Origin of the sequence: Arthrobacter echini (assembly GCF_008107445.1) — a bacterium.
Classification (GTDB): domain Bacteria; phylum Actinomycetota; class Actinomycetes; order Actinomycetales; family Micrococcaceae; genus Arthrobacter_D; species Arthrobacter_D echini_A.
This window is the reverse complement of the sequence record NZ_VSLD01000009.1, coordinates 1-17745: the sequence shown is the minus strand read 5'-3', so window position 1 is coordinate 17745 and position 17745 is coordinate 1. Positions and strand designations below refer to the sequence as shown.

The following is a 17745-nucleotide window of genomic DNA, read 5'->3' as shown; positions in this document are numbered from 1 at the left end:
TAAGCGGGACCCACTTCGGTCTTTCGGGGGTGTCGCGGGCAGTCTAAGCCGTACCCACCTTCACCGTTGTGGCAATGCTTCTTTGGTTGCTCAAGGTGGAGGTTCGAATGGAGTCTCGGGTGGACGTTTTTGCGCGGATACGGCGTGATGCGCGCGTGGAAGGCCTATCGATCAGGGAGCTGGCCAGGCGTCATGGTGTCGGCCGACCAACCGTCCGGCAGGCGCTGAAACAGGCAGAACCACCAGAGCGTAAACCCCGGGTACGCGCAGCGCCCCGGCTGGAAGCATTCAAGACCGCGATCGATGGGATGCTCTGGGAGGACCTCGAGGCTCCTCGTAAGCAGCGACATACCGCCAGGCGTATCTTCGCTCGCCTCGCTGGCGAGCACGGCGCGAAGGAGTTGTCCTATTCGACGGTCCGTGACTACGTCCGCAAACGTCGCCCTGAGATCGACGCGGAGGTAGGCCGGATCCCAGAGGTCTTCGTCCCGCAGGAACACGCACCGGGCGCGGAAGCAGAAGTCGACTTCGGTGAGGTCTGGGTGGTGTTGGCCGGGGTGAAGACCAAGTGCCACATGTTCACCTTCCGCCTGTCGAACTCCGGCAAAGCGATCCACCGGGTCTATCCGACCCAAGCCCAGGAAGCGTTCCTCGAAGGCCACATCGACGCGTTCGAGGACATCGGCGGCATTCCAACCCGACACATCCGCTACGACAACCTCACCGACGCGGTCGTGAAAGTCATCTACGGCACCGGCAGGCAACGGACCGAGAACCAGCGATGGGTGTTGTTCCGGTCCCACTACGGGTTCGACGCTTTCTACTGCCAGCCAGGGATCAAGGGCGCTCACGAGAAAGGCGGCGTCGAGGGCGAGGTGGGCCGGTTCCGCCGGACCCATCTGTCCCCGATGCCCGTCGTCGACTCTTTGGCCGAGCTCAACGACCAGATCAGGCAGTGGGACATCGAGGACGAGGACCGCCGGGTCGGTAACCGTCTTCGCACCGTGGCCCAGGACTTCGCCGTGGAGCGGTCCTTGCTCGCCCCGATTACTGCTGAACGGTTCGAACCGGGCCTGATACTGACGCCGAGGGTGAACCGCTCAAGCCTGATCCGGGTGCGGATGGCCTCCTACTCCGTTCCGGCCCGGGTCATCGGGCGCCCGGTGCGGGTGTTCCTCCGCGCCTCCGAGGTCGTGGTCTTCGAAGGCCGCACCGAGATCGCCAGGCACCCTAGGGTCGTGACCCAGCACGGCCAGAGCGTGAACCTGGATCATTACCTCGAGGTCCTCCACCACAAACCCGGCGCCCTGCCAGGGTCGACCGCACTGGCCCAGGCGCGAGCATCCGGGGTCTTCACCTCCGCCCACGAAGCGTTCTGGGCCGCGGCGCGTAAAACCGACGGGGATGCTGGCGGAACCCGGGCCCTGATCGATGTTCTTCTCCTGCATCGGTCGATGGCAGCCGAGGACGTCATCGCGGGTATCACCGCTGCCCTGACCGTCGGAGCGGTCACCGCTGATGTCGTCGCCGTCGAAGCCCGCCGGCACCAAACCCTTCACGAGTCGATATCTGAGTCGCTGGGTGGGTCCGGTTTGGGCCGTCATCGTGGTGAACAAGCTCGTGGTCCCGAGCGACGGGTTGTCAGTCTTACTCAGCGCCGTCTCGCTGACCCGGCCGCTGTCATCGCCGGCCTGCCCGCCGACAGGCGTCCCTTGCCGTCGGTTGCCGCCTATGACCAGCTCCTACGCCTGCCTGACCGGACAGAACCCGCAACCCCTAACACCATGAGAACCACGATCAGTGACGCAGCCCAGAAGGGATCAGCATCATGACCACCACGACCAGCATCACCACGACCCTGCGACGACGACGAGGGCTCACTGCGGAAGCAGCCACCGCAGCGATCGATCAGGCCTGCCGCAGGCTCCGCCTTCCCACGATCCGCGCCGTCGTGGATGAAGCCACGACCACAGCGCAGAAGGAGCAGATGTCCTATCAAGGGTTCCTCGCCGAACTGCTGCTAGCCGAGTGCGACGACCGCGACCGGCGTTCATCGGTCCGACGCGTCAAAGCTGCAGGCTTCCCACGGGACAAGTGGCTCGGGGACTTCGACTTCGACGCGAACCCGAACATCAACCCGGCCACCATCAACACCCTGGCCACCGGGGACTGGGTCCGCCGCGGGCAACCCTTGTGTCTCATCGGGGACTCCGGCACCGGCAAAAGCCACCTCCTCATCGGCCTCGGTACCGCCGCCGCGGAGAAAGGCTTCCGGGTCAAATACACCCTGGCCACACGCCTGGTGAACGAACTCGTCGAAGCCGCCGACGAGAAGAACCTCGCCCGCACCATCGCCCGCTACGGAAGAGTCGACCTGCTCATGATCGATGAGCTCGGCTACATGGAACTCGACCGCCGCGGCGCCGAACTCCTCTTCCAAGTCCTCACCGAACGAGAAGAGAACAACTCGATCGCGATCGCGTCCAACGAGTCCTTCTCCGGCTGGACGAAAACCTTCACCGACCCACGCCTCTGCGCCGCGATCGTAGACCGGCTGACGTTCAACGGCACCATCATCGAAACCGGCACCGACTCCTACCGCCTCGCCCACACCCGCGCCCAACACGCCACCTGACCAATCGAGAGACAGCTACTCGATCTCTTCGAAGTGAGTCCCCCGAAGCTCCACCTGAGTATCAACGCGCTCGAGAACCTGCACGGCTCCGCGACCGGCGACCCCTGGTGTCATGGGACCTTTACATCAAGAGACCTATTTCCTAGGCTGGTGTTAAGGGACCTTTACACCAACCTGGAGGAAGAACATGAAGAACTACCTCATATTCGCCGGGGTGGGCATCCTTGCCCTCATCGGCACATCAGCATGGGGGGCAGCGGCCCCGGATGATCAGAGAATCTGGCCAACACTTGCCTCTGGGCTGGTGGTGTTCTCCGGAGGCATGGGGTCTTACCTGCTTCGCCGGAGACGTGAACGACGAACGCTCAGCGCAGAAGCCGACAGCTTCGAGCGGCAGGTAGCCAATGACACAGCCGCGAAAGGCTTCGTTGACGCACTCGTTCTAGCCGTCGCACTCCTGGCGGGAATCGCGGTCTTCGAACTACAACACCTATCCCTGATACTCATCACCGGATACCTGACGATCCTCCTCGCCAGCTACTACATCAGGTACACCCTGAAACTGCGCTCTCACGTCTGACGATGCGCAACAGACTCATAGACCTTCGCCTCGAGGCAGGACTCTCCCAAGCCGACCTCGGATCACTGCTGCACGTCTCACGCCAAACGATCATCGCCATCGAGAAGGGGAAATACGACCCAGCACTCCCGCTGGCCTTCCGCATCGCGAAGTACTTCAACCTACTCATCGAGGACGTTTTCTTCCCCGAGGACTAACCCACTCAAGCACCAACCTCAAACACCTGTCATCACTCCGAAGTGGGTACCGTTTAGACCGTCCCCGCGGGTCCCGCTTACGTTGACATAGTCATGCTGGCACAGACTGCACTCGGAGGTCGCCTGGCGGACCAACCCAATAGGTGCAGCTCGTGGCTGGTAGGCGTGATCGCGTCAGCGTGTTCGGCGGCGGCCGGGGGAGCTGGCGGCGGAGGCCGCCGCCCGCGCACCCACCAAAACTGCCGGCACTCCCCCGTGGTGCTCCTGCTGTCCGGTGAACGGGGAGAGGGCCGGACTCCCGTGGGGGTGTCCGGCCCTCGGCCTATGGTCTAGCTGGCCCCGTGACCGGGTGCTTGGCTAGTGGCGCCTACCCTGCGGGTACGCGGTGGCCTCGCTCCGTGCGGGTACCGCGATGTAGCTGCGGCCCACCATTTCGCGGAGCAGGCGGGAGAGCCGGTGCTGCCCGTCGACGTCCACGGCCTTCGTGAAGTAGGCGATGGCCACCGAGGACGATCCTCGGTACCAGCACAGCCACCCGAGGAAGCAGAACAGCGGGGCGCGGTCCTCCACTGGCGTGTACGCGAGGACCTTGATCAGCAGGTCCTCGGTCGCGTCCACGCGGGACCAGTCCGGCCGACCCTCGTACTGGCCCGTCAGGATCTTCCCGAACGTCGGCTCGTCGTCGGCTGCGCTGATCGCATCGGCCATGAGCCGGTCCCGGATGGACTTGATGTGCAGGTAGGACACCAGTTCGCACGCGGCCGTCTCGTCGACGTCCTCTCCCAGTGCTTCGTTCCACTCGGCGCGGGCGTCGCGCATCTTCTGGTGATCGAACTCCAGATCATCCGGGGCACCCAGCCTGTTGATCCAGTACGTCGCTTGGATGATCGTCGCGTGAGCGTCCCTCGACCCGATGAATGCCGGGTCTACGGCCATGGCTTCCACGCTCGGGCGGGTGCTGTATCCGCGGTAGACCAGTTCCGCGTTCACTGTGCTGTCATGGACCTCCTCCAGCGGGTTGAGTGTGCAGCACCCGCTCTCTTCGCAGAAGTAGGTGGTGTATCCCTTGTCGGTGACCAGCCACCCGTTCCGCAGGACCCACCCGGCCCGCTCCAGTTCGGTCTCGATGGCCTTGGCGTAGTCCATGTAGGGCTTGGCGTCCTTGTTCTCGCCCGAGAGGGCGGCGTCGGCCACCTCGTTCGTGTAGACGAACAGCAGGACGCCGTCGGCGGCGGTGTCCGCGAGCAGGTAACCCATGATGGTCCGTGCGTAGTCGACCGGGCGGACGCCCTCGGCGGGGGCATCGTTCCGAAGGGTCATGCCTGCTGTCTTGCCGCGCATGGTGACGATCACCAAGGATTCACGCGGCTGGAAGCCAAGCACGGCCGGGACGTAGGCGAGCAGGTCAGCGGCCGTCGATACGCTGATCGGGGCGTTGTGCTGGGTGTTCTCGTTCATGGTGGTGTTCCTTCTTGGTAGGTGTGGGTCCGGGCCTGTGGTGAGCCAGCTGGTACTTGGCCCTTCCCCGTGCGTTTTTTGCCTGCTGGCGAGCTCGCTCGCTCGTTCCCGACGGAGCACTGTCAACCCGAAGGGTGCGGGCCTGCCAGAAACCTCGAAGGAAATAAGCGACGAAGGAGCGCCTAGAGGCTTTGTGGCCGGCCCCTGTCGGCGAAGCCGATTGACGGTGTGGAGCGGGGACGCACAATCCGAAGGACAGCAGCAAAAACATCTGGAACCGGGCGCGACGAAGGAGCGACCGGGTCCATCACAGACCGCAGCGAAGCGAAGGACCACAGCCCTGCTCGGAGCGCCAGCGCAGAGCAGGGAAGCACTACAGGCAAGACAACAACGACCGCCAGCCACCCACGCAATCGGATAGCGGCCACACACCAAGTAAGCGCGGCCGCATCTCGCTGTCGATCGTCGATCGCCTACAACGAAGCCACGAAGTAACAGTGATCCATGTCTTAAAAGTGAAAGCGGGCCCCGCACCACACGGGTCCCGCTTCCGTTCTTACTTTCCCTACCAAGGGAAATCTATTGGGCCCGGTTCTTCTCTTCCGCGAGAGTCCGTCGGCCTGGGCGCAGCGCCCCCGGTGGTACCGGGTCCCACTGCCTGCCCTGGTTGTGCTTGCGCTGCAAGCGCTTCACTTCACGCAGCACAGCCGCTTCGATTAAGTCTGTCACAGACCGGTGACCCTCGGCCTGCCCTGTAGCCAGGAACGCTGCCCTGACCTGGTCTGCGTCGGCCTGGGTGAAGTACGGCGTGAACGACGCCGGTTTGCGCTTACTCATCCCCCACCATCCGGCTCCGCGAGCTGCCCGGACTGCCCGATATACCGGATTCGGGAGCTGGCCTGTTGCGCCCGGTGCAGGACGCCGACCACGGCCTGGGCTGCTGTTGCCGCGGCGGCGAGCTCAGCCGCGGTCTCCTCCACCGCCTGGACGCTCTCCTGGTCGCCGGCCTCGTACTCCTGCCCTGGGCGTGCAACGGTGTGCCAGGCGTGCAGGTGCTGAAGCGCCTGCACGATGTGCTGGTGGGCGCCGTGGAGTTCCTGGATCGCCTCGGTGCTCTGGGCCGGGTCGGTGTAGCATCCGGCGGAGTTCTTCAACTCCCGCGCGGCCGCGACGAACACCAGCGCGGCTTTGAAGTGATCGTTCGAGATGTGGGTCATGGTTGCTCCTGACGGTTGCCTTGGCCCTGATCTTCGTGGAGGTTCTGCGCGTCCACACTATGGGTTACTGGCGGGGTTGTTGTGCCGTGTTTTCCGGGGTGATGCGTTGGATCAGGGCGTCGTGGGCGTGCTGCAGGGTCTCGGCGCGTGCCCGGGCTGCGGCGAGGTCACTGTTCAGGGTGCTGATCTCGGCGTGAGCGGTAGCGGCGGCTTCCTCTGTCTGGGTTGCCCTGGACTCTGCGGCGCCGGCTCGATCGGTGGCCGCTGCGAGCTCGGCCCGCAATCCCGTGACCTCGGCGGCGTGGTCGGTGGTGACCTTGTCCAAGTCCGCGACGAGCTCAGCCAGTTCAGTGTCCTTGTCCTGGCTGTCCCTGGCCCACTGGGCTTCCACGACGGCGTGCTGATCGGCGGCCAGGGCCACGGCGTCGGCCCACACAGAACCAGCCAGTCTCGCAGCCTGCTCCAACACAGACTGCGGCGTAGCCACGATACGCGAACCCGCAGCTGCCTTCTCCTCCCGCCACTTCCTCAAATACCGGGTCGCATCAGCATTGCTCACCCCGGCGGCCTCCCGAACACTGGACACCGTCGGATTACGCTCGGCACTGATCTTCTCCGCAGCGGCATACACCCGCTCCTTCACCGGAGCCCCCGCGTCAACAGGACCAACACCCGCTGATGGTCCGGTAGGAACAGCCTCTTCGGTCATTGATGACTCCTAAAGTAGTAGTAGGAGTAATACTACTACTACTCTGCTAGCACTTCGCGCAATACGAGATCCTGGTGTGAGGCCCACAGGTGGCCACCCTCCTTGGGGCGGCCACCTGTGGCGCCGTGGACGCGCAGCGTTTAGAACGGTGGTTCGGCGTCGGGGCCGCTACCCCACCCGCCAGCGTTGGCACCGGTGTTCGCCGGGGCTCCCCAGGGATCATCGGCCGGCTGCTGCCCCTGCCATGCCTGATCCCGCTGCTGGCCACCTTGCTGGCCGCTCTGTGACCCTGCCCCGCCCTGGTTGTTCCCTCCCCCGATGCTGCTGGCGTTGTTGTTGCGCTGGGTGCGGGTGATTTTCGCGGATGCGTAGCGCAGGCTCGGTCCGACCTCGTCGACCTCGAGTTCCATGACGGTGCGCTTCTCGCCTTCCTTGGTGTCGTAGCTGCGGGACTTCAGCCGGCCCTGGGCGACGACGCGGGTGCCCTTGGTGAGGGTCTCGGCGATATTCTCGGCCGCCTCACGCCAGATCGAGGCGCGCAGGAACAGGGTGTCTCCGTCCTTCCAGTCATTGGCCTGCCGGTCGAAGGTCCGCGGGGTGGAGGCGATCGTGAAGTTCGCGACCGCTGCCCCGGAGGGGGTGAAGCGGAGTTCGGGATCCGCGGTGAGGTTCCCGACGACGGTGATGATGGTGTCTCCGGCCATGATGCTCAACTGCCTTCTCTATGGGTGCGCTGCTGCCAGCGATGAGTGAATGAGTAGATGAGTGAGTGGGCTATGGCGTGGTGTCGAGGGCGATGACCTGGGCGATCTTGGCCGGGTTCAGTCCGGACCAGTGGTCTTCGCTGCCGTCCTTCTCGTACACCACGACCGGCGCCTGGCTGTACCCGAGTTCCTCGGTGATATAGGTCAGGGCCTGGTCATCGGTGGTGATGTCCACGGCCACGAACTCGACGCCAGCGGCGTCGAACAGTTCCTTGGTCTTCTTGCATCCGAAGCATCCCGTTGGCTTCTCGAAGACGGTGACGGTCATAGCTCTCAGTCCTTGGGTTACGTGGCGGGTTCTAGTGGGAGTCGACTGCTGCGCTGCTACTAACAATTCTAGCTTTTATTCATCTGAATAAACAGGCTTCTACCGCGTCTATTCAATGTTTCTTAGTGCTGTTTCCTGCTCTTCTACGGCTGTTCTGGCAGGTGGTGGGGCGTGTGCCCTACCCGTGTAAGGGACAGGGCACACACGGCCACCGGTGCCGGCCTGCCAGCTAGAAGGGTGCGCCGTCTGCTCGTGGCGTGTCCTTGACCGGTGCCGGTGCCTGGTAGGGCACCGTGTACTCGGCGGGAAGCTCTCCGGCGGTCGCTGGGAGCTTTTCCGGTCCCTGGCTCTGACCGTCCTTCCAGAAGAAGAACGCCGTCTCGGTGATCTCCGCGTGCAATGCGGCCTCGCAGCGGAACCACAGAGCGTAGGTGCGACCCTGTGCGTAGCTGCCGTACCCATAGAGGGTGCCGCGCTCATCCTCGTGAACGGCGGTAGCGACCATCATCGAGTACAAGTTTCCGAGCGGGTGCCCTTCGGTCCCCCACCGGGTGACGACGGTCCACGGTGTGCCGTCCAGGCAACGGAACCATTCGTATCCGTCGTCCTCAGTCTGCCAATTATCGGGTCCCCAGTAGGACGGCAGGGTCGGGGCGTCCACGGCCTCGCCGGTATCGGTGGTGATGTAGTCAGCGTTCATGATCGGTGCTCCTTCGGTCACGAGGTGGGGTGAGGGCCTGTGGTGAGCCAGCTGGTACTTGCCCTTCCCCTCATGTTTTTTGCCTGCTGGCGAGCTCGCTCGCTCGCTCCCGACGGAGCAGTGCTCAACGCCGTAGGTGCAAGGGTGCGCCCTTTCTGGGAGGAAATAAGCGAGGCAGGAGCGCCGGACAGGATGGGTGTGCCCGCTGCCGGCGGAGCCGGTTGACGCTGTGGAGCGGGGGCGCACAATCCGTAGGACAGCAGCAAAAACGTCAGGGTCGGGTGCGACGAAGGAGCGCCCGGACCTCATCAGGCCGGAGCGAAGCGCAGGACCATTGCCCTGCTCGGAGCCCTGGCGGAGAACAGGGAAGCACTACAGGCAAGACAACGACGGCCGCCGACCGGGAACCCCAGCAACGATGAAGGGCCGGCACCCATCGGTACCGCCTCTTACTCAAATACTCATTCACTCATCGGCGTCGGCCACGCGTAGTGAGCGTGGTCGGGGCAGTAGCAGCGACCGAGGTTTAGTCGAGCCAGTCCGGGGGGCCGGCGAGGCCGAGCCGGTAGCGCGCCGCATCCACGGAGGGGCTATGTGGTCCGAGGGCCAGCTGGAAGGTCCGCAACTGCAGTCGGGTGCGCTGCAACCGGAGGCGGTTTGCGAGTGAGCGGTCGCCGCGGCCGGGCACCCCGGCGAGGGGAGCCACGGACGGAGAGATGACCAACGCTCCGGCGCTTGCGATGCCGCTGTAGAAGATCCGCTCGGCCCGGTTCAGTCCGTCCGGTGCGGAGAGGAACGTCAGGAGCTCGGCGGGGACGGGTTCCAGGTCAGGCTCAAGCGCGCGCAGTGCCTCGGCGAGTTCCTGGCGGTTGAGCGGGAGGTCTTCGGCTCCGAGGGTCCGGGCGCTGCGGGACCAGTCGGCGACGTAGGTATCAGCCCAGTTGCGGCCGAACCGTGGGGCAAGGTCGTGGCCGACGGCCTCGTGGGCTCCGAGGAAGGCATCGGTGAAGGCCAGGTGCACCCAGCGCAGCAGTGCGGGGTCGGAGGCGGAGTAGGCGCGGCCGTCCTCGGTGGTGCCTTGGACCCGCCCGTGCATGCGGCGGACCCGTGACGAGTCCCGCTCGGCGAGTTCCGCGGAGCCGAAGGTGGTAATGGTGAGCCAGCGCGCGGTCCCGGCGAGGCGGGCCCAGGGGTCGCTGCGGTAGGAGGAGTGCCGTGCGACCCCGGCCATGGCGAGGGGGTGTGCGCCTTGGCCGAGGAGGGCCGCGACGCCGCCGACCAGAGTGGAAAGGCCGCCGTGGACCTGCCAGACGACGCCATCGGGTTCGAACAAGCCTGGTCCCTCCCCTACCAGGGCGATGTCGCGGACCCAGTCAGGTGCCCCGGTGGGGTCACCGGAGACCCGGGCGCGGAAGGCGCTGCGGACGCGGTGGCCCAGCTCGGCGGGGCGCGGGATCGAGCTCACAGGCATGATGCTCCAACGACGGTAGGTCGGGTACGACGGACACCCAAGGACAGGACTCCACTACGAAGCGTAGAACACTGCCCTGACACGCCGATGACTGCGGCGCCCTCGCATTGTCAGAAAAGGGTCGGCGCTTCGGGGTCGATGCCAGTGAGCAAGGGCCGGATGATCGTTTCGTTCCATCCGTGCTCGAGGAGGGCTGTGCGCAGTGTGAGGGACTGGGCGCGGAACTGGGCGCGGCCGACGCCGCGCCACCGGAAGGTCGAAGCGTTGGCGTGCCGGCCTTTCCGGGACCTGTCCAGCATGTTCAGCGCCTGGGTCCCTGGTACCAGATGCGTGTCTGGCCCTGTGCTGGCGTGGACACACAAAGGCACATCACACGCGTGCAACAAGATGATGCCCGGGTGCAGGGTCTGCCCGGTGAGCTTTTCGTAGGCATAGCGTTGCGGGCGCAAAGCCCGCTGACCTCCCTCGCGGGTGACCCAGAACCGGCCGTACCCGTCGTCGGCGATCGCCCCGATCCAAACCCAGCAATCATTGGGCTCCGGGCCTTTGACGACCTTCTCCCAGAACCGGTCCTCTACTGCCCTGGACTGCCTCACTACCCGCTCCCCTACCACGACGTCACCGGACCGGACCAAGCCGCCGGCGCTGCGAGATCGGTCTGCGCCCTTCCATGCGCACAGTCCCGGCAATGATCAGGACAGCAGCGGCGGCGACCCCTTCTCCACGATCTTAATCAGATGGTTGGACTATAGTTCTTGGCTTGACAAGCCAAGAAGCGGAAGATTGAGCTACTGGGGAAAGTGGTTTCAGGTGCAATCAACCGAAGGAAATTGCCATGTCAATCGAACTCCCAGAAACAAAAATTGTCCTCGGCTCAGGCCGTCGAGGCCGGATGCGACCCATGGTTCAAAGGATCGTGCTCGACACCGGCGAAATCGTCACAGTGCAGGGGAACCTCAAAACAAAGCCCGTGGTAGGAGACGGAGACGAACGACCTCCGAGCAACGAAGACCAGCCTCCAGGCCAGGTGGCTTCGATAAGCCTCAAGGACGTCGTCGACCTGGCAATCTCGGTGTACGACAAGATCGTGGGTGGCGACGATGACGGCGGGGGCGGCGGGGGAAGCACGTCGGATGACACAGTCACCGTCACCGTCAGTGGAGCCGGTGGTCGCAGGGTAACAGTCACGATCAACTAGCTACCGGCAAGGGTTCGGGACGGGTACCAGCATCACCGTGGCGAGCTCGCATTTTTGCTGGTCATGTCGAAAGGGCTCAGCCCTCATGGCTTTGACCAGCATGGGTTTGCTGGTGCCTGTACAGGGTTGCGCGGCTCCAGCCGACGAGGTGCGCGGCTTCTGCTGCGGTCTTTCCCTTCTTGCGGGCGTCGGTAACGACGTCGAGCTTCGCGGCGATGACCTTCGGGTTCGATGGTGGCCGGCCGAAGCGGGTCCCGTTCTCTCTGGCCGCAACGAGGCCGGCATTGACGCGCTCGACGATGAGTTCACGCTCGTACTCCGCCAAGGTGGCCATCATGTTCAGCATCAGCCGTCCCGTCGAGGTTTCCGGATCGATGCCATCCGAGAGGGACCGGACCAGGACCCCCCGCTCGCGCAGCAGGTTCACCGTGTTCAGCACATCCATGAGGGACCGACCCAACCGGTCGACGCGCCACACCACCACGGTGTCCCCTTCGTTGGCGTACTCGAGGAGCTTCTTCATTCCGGGCCGCTCCACCGCGGTCCTGCTACCCGAAGTGACATCAGCGAAAACATCGCGCTTTTGCACCCCGGAGGCGACGAGAGCGTCGAGCTGCAGCTTCGCATCCTGGGCCGATGTACTCACACGGGTGTATCCAAGCTGCCTCATTCCAACAGTCTGCCTCACAAAGCCCTCAGGACACGGCCGCTGAGACACATTTCAGCGAGACGACTTTACGAGACAGTCAGGATCTTGAGTTCTAGCGGAAGTTTGTCATTTTCAGTACACGTCTGCACAAATTTCAGTACTCGTCCGCACAGCCCTCCCGTGTCACAGGAAGGGGAACGATCTGTGGGACGGTGCAGCCACATTAGCCTCAGGCCCGCCGACGATCGTCTGCGTTGCCAACGGCGCGATCACAGGTGACCTTCGGAATGGTCAACGTGCCGGACTCACCAATACGTACAGATTCCCCTATTCACCCCGCTACCTCCCTATTGTGCAGAGGAGTAGTAAGCGAGAACGACATTTGTGCAGAGGAGTACGGAAAAATCAGTGCTCAACACTCGCCTGCACAACCCCGAAAACACGCGGCTCGCTGTGCAGACGCGTACTGAAAATGACAAAAACTGTCATTTTCAGTACGCGTCTGCACAGATTTCAGTACTCGTCTGCACAGCCCTTGTTAGTGTCCGACAGGAAGTCGGTAGGTATCTGAAGCTGGACAAAGTCGTCCTGGAGTCTGCGCACGGATCGTTCAGTCCTGCGGCCGTACAGTGCGAAGTTGTAGAGCTGCTGGGCGCTTGCGGAGTTTCCTCTGGCTGCATTAACGGCGGCCTCTTGTGCATCGACCGCTTGTTTCCACAGGTCGTCCAGAGCCCGCACAGCTGGCGCGCTGGCCTGTTTCCTAGCTGGCTGCCTTCCTGAAGGACGCGGCGGGGTTCCGTCGTTGATCCTGCGGTCAGGTTCGGGCGACAGGAGGTGAGCGAGGGTTCCCGACGCGGTGAGCGTGCCGGTTTCGATGTGTTCCATGGCTAGGGCGGCGGCCTCGAGTAGCTGCTGTTGAATCGACCACGGTAAACTTTCGAACGGGCGCCAGAGGAGTAGTCCGGCCCGGAACGGGTATCCACAGTGCTCCCAGAGAAGGCGGATCTCCTCCAGCTGTCGCCGCCCACATTGTGCTTCGACGGCCGAAAGCTCATCCAGAAGGGTCCGCAGCAGCCGAAACCAGATGCCTGCGTGGACACGACGCCGGGGTAGGTTGACCGATCCTGTCGTTATCGCCTGCCAGGTGCGCTGATCCATAAGTGCGACGGAGTCCGATACCTGCGATGGAGCAGCGGCAACAAAGGTCCACCGCCGGTATTCCGGCGCCTGGCCCGCGTAGGTTTCGAGGCGGCGGCGATGACTCGGACAGCTCAGCATGAGCGGCAGCTGCCAGAAAAGGACAAGCGCCACGGGTTCGGTAGATGTCAGGCATTCACGGCAGGCCTTGTGAATCCTGTGCTTTGGCAGCCAAGGTAGCCACTGAGCGGGATCGTGAAGTTTGCGTCGTCTGTGCGGCAGCAGCACTGAGAACTGGTGGACATAGGCGCGATAGGCCTCGGGATCCGGGTTCATGCTGTCGAACAGCCATGGTGTCCAGCCGATCATGCTCATTACGGCCACCCGGTCTCGGCTGACACCGCTGCGCCGGCTTAGTTCCGTCAACAGAGTGGCTGGCGGATTATGGTCGAGCTCCTGGTCCTGAAGGTTTCCGTGACCCAGCCCGTGCGCCAGTAGTTCGGAGGCTTCCATTCCGTAAGCGCTAGCGAGCCGGCGCAGCCAGGAGGAGAGAGCCTCGGCCTGGACCGGAGCGGGGTGGAGGGGCCAGTGCGTGGGCTTCACTTCAGATCACGTTCAAACTTCTGGCGCCGGGCACTGGGACCGTCATAGCCAGCCAAGTTCAGCGTGCGGCGGTTGATTGATTCTTCTCCGCTTTCCACGGCGGCGATCGCCGCAGCGGTCAGCAGGCGGGTGAGTTCCCCGATGGTTCCCTCACTTCGGGTCAGCAGATGGTCAAGTCCCTGGAGGTGGTGTAGCGGTTGGTGATCCTTCTGGTCTTGGTTTCGGTTAGGCGCTGAGTTCGAGGGCGGGCTGGTCGGTCACCTCGTTCCCGGTGTCGGGTACGAGGGTGAGGCGGCTCTTGGCGAGGATGTCGAGGCCGAGGTAGCGGCGGCCTTCGGCCCATTCGTCGGTTTGCTCGGCGAGGACCGCCCCGACGAGGCGGATGATCGCGTCCCGGTTGGGGAAGATCCCGACGCTGTCAGTGCGACGGCGGATCTCCCTGTTGAGTCGTTCGTTGGGGTTGTTGGACCAGATCTGTTGCCAGAGCCCTTCGGGGAAGCCGGTGAAGGCAAGGATGTCCGCACGGGCACCATCGAGGTGTTCGTGGGCGGCGGGGAGCTTGTCCTGGACGTAGTCCAGGAGCCGGTCGAACTGGGCGTGCACGGCAGCGGCGTCGGGCTGGTCATACACCGAGTGCAGCATCGCTTTGACGGCCGGCCACAGGCTCTTCGGGGTCACCGACATCAGGTTCGCCGCGTAGTGGGTGCGGCAGCGCTGCCAGGAAGCTCCGGGCAGGTTCGCGTTGATGGCCTCGACCAGCCCGCGGTGGGCGTCCGAGGTGACCAGGCGGACCCCGGTCAGACCGCGTGCGACGAGGTCCGCGAAGAACGTGTTCCACGCGGACCCGGTCTCGGAGGTCGCCACGCGTAGGCCGAGGACTTCGCGGCGCCCGTCGGCGTTGACGCCAGTCGCAATCAGGATGACGGCGTTGATGACCCGCCCGCCTTCGCGGACCTTCATCGTCAGTGCGTCCGCGGCAACGAATGTGAACGGGCCGGCGTCCCCGAGGGGGCGGTGACGGAACTGATCGACCTGCTCATCGAGCTCCGCCGCCATCCTGGAGACCTGGGACTTCGACAGGGAGTTGATGCCCAAGGTTTTGACGAGCTTGTCCATCCGGCGGGTGCTGCCGCCGGCGAGGTAGCAGTCCGCCACGACGGTGATCAGCGCAGTCTCGGCCCGTTTGCGGCGCTCGAGCAACCACTCCGGGAAATAGGTGCCAGAGCGTAGCTTCGGAACAGCGACATCGATCGTGCCGGCCCGGGTGTCCAGCTCGCGGTGCCGGTAGCCGTTGCGCTGGGCGAGCCGGTCAGGTGAGGGCTTGCCCCACTCGGCGCCGACCACCGCGTCAGCGTCAGCGGACAGGAGGGCGTTGATCATCGTTTGCAGCAGACTGCGCATCAGATCCGGCGACGAATCGGCAAGGGCTTCACCAAGGAGGCGGGCAGGGATGCTCCTATAGACGTCAAGCTGCTAGGAGAACCGGTGGTGCGGACTGTGTGATTGGCTTCGATGGTGTTGTGAGGACCCGGAACATCTCGCGCGCGATCGCGCGTTTGAGGCAACGAATGATGTCCTTTTTCGACAGTCCCTCCGCGGTGCGGCGTTGGACATAAGCGCGCGTGGGCTCGTGGTATCGCATGCGAACAAGAGCGACCGTGTAGAGAGCGTTATTCGCCGCACGGTCGCCGCCTCGGTTAAGGCGATGGCGGTTCTGCCGCTTCCCGGAGGACGCGGGGACAGGAGCAACTCCCGCCAGGTGGGCAAAAGAGGCTTCGGATCCGAGCCTGTCGGGGTTATCGCCTGCCGTGATCAGCAATTGCGCCGCGACCTGAACACCTACGCCGGGGCGTTCGAGTAGCTCCGGTGCGGCTTGTTCAGTGAGATCAGCGATCACATGGTGGAGCTCTTTGATCTCACGATCCAGGTCCCCGTGGCGCCGTGCCAGCGATCTCAGTGCTAGCCGGCATGCTGAGTCCGGTCGGGTGAAATCAGCGGTGGGGCGTAGGTGAGAGAGCCGCTTGAGCATCTGCGAGGTGGATAGAGGTCTCATCTGCTCACGAAGGTCGATGGGCCCGTTGACCAACAGCGCCCGGATCTGGTTGATGCACTGCGTCCGAGCCTTGATGGCCGAGCGTTGCGCAAGCCGCAGGCAACGGATTGATTCGACAATCCCGTCCCGCGACTTCGGCGTGCCGGCCGCTCGGCCCGAGGCCGCAGCTCGAGCGGCCGCGTAGGCGTCCAATGGATCGGACTTTCCTTGAGCTCGTCGGGCCGTCCGGTCAGGGCGATCCACCTCGACGAGCTTGGTTCCGGCCCTGGTGAGCGTACGCATCAAGCCCGCCCCGTACGAGCCTGTGCCCTCAACCCCGACGAGCACGAGCTGACCGAAGCCCACCAACCACGAATGCAGTGCGTCATAGCCAGCAGGCGTTGCAGGAAATTCGCGATCTCCCAATTCCCGACCGAGCCCATCAACAACTGCCACATGATGAGTTCGCGAGTGAGTATCCACGCCGCCGAACACATCCAGTGCCATAAGGTCATTTGTCATCCGTCTCTATCCCTGCCTTTCAATGCCAACCGTGCGGACTGGCACGTACCGGTCCGAGCTGGCGGACAGGACAGTGATGAGGGCTTCTGCTCGCGCTCCTATGAGGTCACGCAGTTCGACCGGTCACGTGCATGGCATCCCCAGGGCGAAGATCGACAAATCCCATGCAAAGGCAGTCAACGACGCCCGTCGACAATCGAGTCAGACCCCCTCCTGGGGATGCCACCTCCATCATCACTGTCAACAATATGAGGAGCGGTCATCGTGAAGATGCCTTTCGAGTGGATGTGAGAGTTTTCTCGAAGGACCACACGGTGACCGCGTCCACGTCTCAATCGACGAGCCCAGCCACCATGCGCTACACCACTCTAAGGGGCACTACTACTGAAAATGACAGCAGAACTAAGTGGTGCTCAAAGGATCGGGGTTAATCACTGGTCGCTAGAGAGGCTCGCCTCCTGCCCACCTGTGCACGGCACAAGCTCCCCACGCTCCGCTGCTTGTCCCGCACACACCTGGACAGCAGGAACCAACGGACCGCCTGCACACACCCACCTACCTCACCAACGCGGGAACACTCACCTCGAGCGAACGGTGGATGTGCACAGCCTCCTCATCGACGTGGTCGCGCACACCATGAACTGGTCCTCCTAGAACTAAAAAAACTAATAGTGGCAATAGGGATCATGGCGGCGATGTCAGCTGTAGCCCCCGCCTAGACTCGGATGCATGCTTGATGATGTCGGCAACGCATACTCACGTCGTGCAACCGAGTACACCGAGATCCTCGGTTCGATGGATGTAGTGCACCCCTTGGACCGTCAGCTCGTTTCCTCTTGGGCTGATGCTATTGATGGCCAGATAATCGACGCGGGCTGCGGGCCAGGCCACTGGACGAACTTCCTTCGTGAGCGCGGAGCTGCCGCACATGGTGTGGATCTGGTACCCGAATTCGTCGACAGAGCGCGCAGCGCATATCCCGGTGTGCCGTTCAGTGTCAACAGCCTCGAGACCTTTGATGCCGCACCAGGAACGGTGAGCGGGATTCTGTCGTGGTACTCACTCATCCACCACGAGCCCAGCACGATCAGGATCCCCCTCCTGGAGTTCGCCCGCGCGCTTCGCCCCGGCGGCGCGCTGCTCCTCGGCTTCTTCGAAAGCGCCGTCATTGAAGAGTTCGCGCACGCGGCGTCACGGACACGTTCTTCCTCGTCTGCGACGGGCTCAAGGGCCTTCCAGAGGTGGTGGGCAACGTCTGGCCCCGCACGACGGTCCAGACATGCATCATCCATTTGATTCGCAACACGTTCCGCTTGGCGTCGAAGAAGGACTGGGACGCGCTCAAGCGAGATGTGAAACCGATCTACACCGCCCCGAACCACATCGCCGCGAGGGCGGCGCTAGAGGACCTCGACGAGAAATGGGGCAAAAAGTACGCAGCGATCACCCGGCTCTGGAACAGCGCGTGGGAAGAGTTCGGGACTGCTGAGGGTTTGGTTGACTTCTGACCTGTGAGGATCAGCCTCGCGGGTGGAAGGATATTCATCATGCCAAAGGCCTTTCCTGAAGAGTTCCGCCGCGACGTGGTAGCGGTCGCCCGCAAGG

18 protein-coding genes and 2 pseudogenes are annotated in these 17745 nt (G+C 63.6%); 7 read left to right on the top strand and 13 right to left on the bottom strand.

Annotated elements, in window-relative coordinates; translation table 11 throughout:
- The first annotated feature begins 107 nt into the window (after positions 1-107).
- The 4 genes from istA to FQ377_RS13445 all read left to right on the top strand — a co-directional run bounded on the left by istA (position 108) and on the right by FQ377_RS13445 (position 3412).
- A complete protein-coding gene (gene istA / locus FQ377_RS13460) occupies positions 108-1832 on the top strand; it encodes an IS21 family transposase (protein WP_148601728.1) in 1725 nt (574 codons plus the stop codon).
- The gene (gene istB, locus FQ377_RS13455) at positions 1829-2635 is read left to right on the top strand and encodes an IS21-like element helper ATPase IstB (protein ID WP_136455815.1); all 807 of its coding nucleotides are present in this window, start codon (positions 1829-1831) and stop codon (positions 2633-2635) included. The genes istA and istB overlap by 4 nt, the downstream gene beginning before the upstream one ends.
- A gap of 187 nt (positions 2636-2822) precedes the next feature.
- The gene (locus FQ377_RS13450) at positions 2823-3215 is read left to right on the top strand and encodes a hypothetical protein (RefSeq protein WP_148601727.1); all 393 of its coding nucleotides are present in this window, start codon (positions 2823-2825) and stop codon (positions 3213-3215) included.
- Between the two features lie 2 nt (positions 3216-3217).
- On the top strand, positions 3218-3412 hold the full coding sequence (locus FQ377_RS13445) for a helix-turn-helix transcriptional regulator (RefSeq protein WP_148601726.1): 195 nt from the start codon (positions 3218-3220) through the stop codon (positions 3410-3412).
- Between the two features lie 357 nt (positions 3413-3769).
- Here the strand turns inward: FQ377_RS13445 and FQ377_RS13440 are convergent, their stop codons facing one another.
- The 9 genes from FQ377_RS13440 to FQ377_RS13400 form a co-directional block, all read right to left on the bottom strand.
- Positions 3770-4870, bottom strand: coding sequence for a DUF4192 domain-containing protein (locus FQ377_RS13440; RefSeq protein WP_148601725.1), 1101 nt, complete (start codon positions 4868-4870; stop codon positions 3770-3772).
- Between the two features lie 579 nt (positions 4871-5449).
- Positions 5450-5707, bottom strand: coding sequence for a ParB family protein (locus FQ377_RS13435; protein ID WP_148601724.1), 258 nt, complete (start codon positions 5705-5707; stop codon positions 5450-5452).
- Entirely contained in the window at positions 5704-6087 is a 384-nt protein-coding gene (locus tag FQ377_RS13430; protein WP_148601723.1) for a hypothetical protein, read from the bottom strand. Before FQ377_RS13430 ends, FQ377_RS13435 begins: the two co-directional genes overlap by 4 nt.
- 64 nt (positions 6088-6151) lie before the next feature.
- Positions 6152-6796, bottom strand: a complete 645-nt coding sequence (locus tag FQ377_RS13425) for a DNA-binding protein (RefSeq protein WP_148601722.1) — start codon at positions 6794-6796, stop codon at positions 6152-6154.
- 140 nt (positions 6797-6936) lie between these two features.
- Positions 6937-7500 (bottom strand): single-stranded DNA-binding protein, encoded by a 564-nt coding sequence (locus FQ377_RS13420; RefSeq protein WP_148601743.1) that lies wholly within the window; start codon positions 7498-7500, stop codon positions 6937-6939.
- Positions 7501-7570: 70 nt separating this feature from the next.
- The gene (locus FQ377_RS13415; protein WP_136455061.1) at positions 7571-7828 is read right to left on the bottom strand and encodes a glutaredoxin family protein; all 258 of its coding nucleotides are present in this window, start codon (positions 7826-7828) and stop codon (positions 7571-7573) included.
- A 229-nt stretch (positions 7829-8057) separates the two neighbouring features.
- Positions 8058-8528: a hypothetical protein gene (locus FQ377_RS13410; RefSeq protein ID WP_136455060.1), complete on the bottom strand. Its 471-nt coding sequence runs from the start codon at positions 8526-8528 to the stop codon at positions 8058-8060.
- Positions 8529-9054: 526 nt separating this feature from the next.
- Positions 9055-9999 carry an oxygenase MpaB family protein gene (locus FQ377_RS13405; protein WP_246021307.1) on the bottom strand — a complete coding sequence of 315 codons (945 nt, stop codon included), beginning with the start codon at positions 9997-9999 and terminating at the stop codon, positions 9055-9057.
- A gap of 110 nt (positions 10000-10109) precedes the next feature.
- Positions 10110-10595, bottom strand: coding sequence for a hypothetical protein (locus tag FQ377_RS13400; RefSeq protein ID WP_136455059.1), 486 nt, complete (start codon positions 10593-10595; stop codon positions 10110-10112).
- Positions 10596-10834: 239 nt separating this feature from the next.
- Here FQ377_RS13400 and FQ377_RS13395 point away from each other — a divergent pair, with 239 nt between their 5' ends.
- Positions 10835-11197, top strand: a complete 363-nt coding sequence (locus FQ377_RS13395) for a hypothetical protein (RefSeq protein WP_148601721.1) — start codon at positions 10835-10837, stop codon at positions 11195-11197.
- 76 nt (positions 11198-11273) lie between these two features.
- Here FQ377_RS13395 and FQ377_RS13390 read toward each other — a convergent pair whose 3' ends face one another.
- The 4 genes from FQ377_RS13390 to FQ377_RS13370 all read right to left on the bottom strand — a co-directional run bounded on the left by FQ377_RS13390 (position 11274) and on the right by FQ377_RS13370 (position 16140).
- Positions 11274-11867, bottom strand: a complete 594-nt coding sequence (locus tag FQ377_RS13390) for a recombinase family protein (protein WP_136455057.1) — start codon at positions 11865-11867, stop codon at positions 11274-11276.
- A gap of 492 nt (positions 11868-12359) precedes the next feature.
- Complete coding sequence (locus FQ377_RS13385; RefSeq protein WP_136455056.1) at positions 12360-13586, bottom strand: TniQ family protein; 1227 nt, start codon at positions 13584-13586, stop codon at positions 12360-12362.
- A 225-nt stretch (positions 13587-13811) separates the two neighbouring features.
- The gene (locus FQ377_RS13375; RefSeq protein ID WP_148601720.1) at positions 13812-15038 is read right to left on the bottom strand and encodes an IS256 family transposase; all 1227 of its coding nucleotides are present in this window, start codon (positions 15036-15038) and stop codon (positions 13812-13814) included.
- Positions 15039-15051: 13 nt separating this feature from the next.
- Positions 15052-16140 carry an IS110 family RNA-guided transposase gene (locus FQ377_RS13370; RefSeq protein ID WP_148601719.1) on the bottom strand — a complete coding sequence of 363 codons (1089 nt, stop codon included), beginning with the start codon at positions 16138-16140 and terminating at the stop codon, positions 15052-15054.
- Positions 16141-16869: 729 nt separating this feature from the next.
- On the opposite strand from FQ377_RS13370, the pseudogene FQ377_RS15170 reads away from it, so the two are divergent.
- Together FQ377_RS15170 and FQ377_RS13360 are read left to right on the top strand one after the other, a co-directional pair.
- Positions 16870-17271: pseudogene (locus FQ377_RS15170) on the top strand (class I SAM-dependent methyltransferase); the annotation flags it as partial.
- Between the two features lie 44 nt (positions 17272-17315).
- A pseudogene (locus FQ377_RS13360) lies at positions 17316-17615 on the top strand (transposase); the annotation flags it as partial.
- Positions 17616-17745 lie beyond the last annotated feature (130 nt).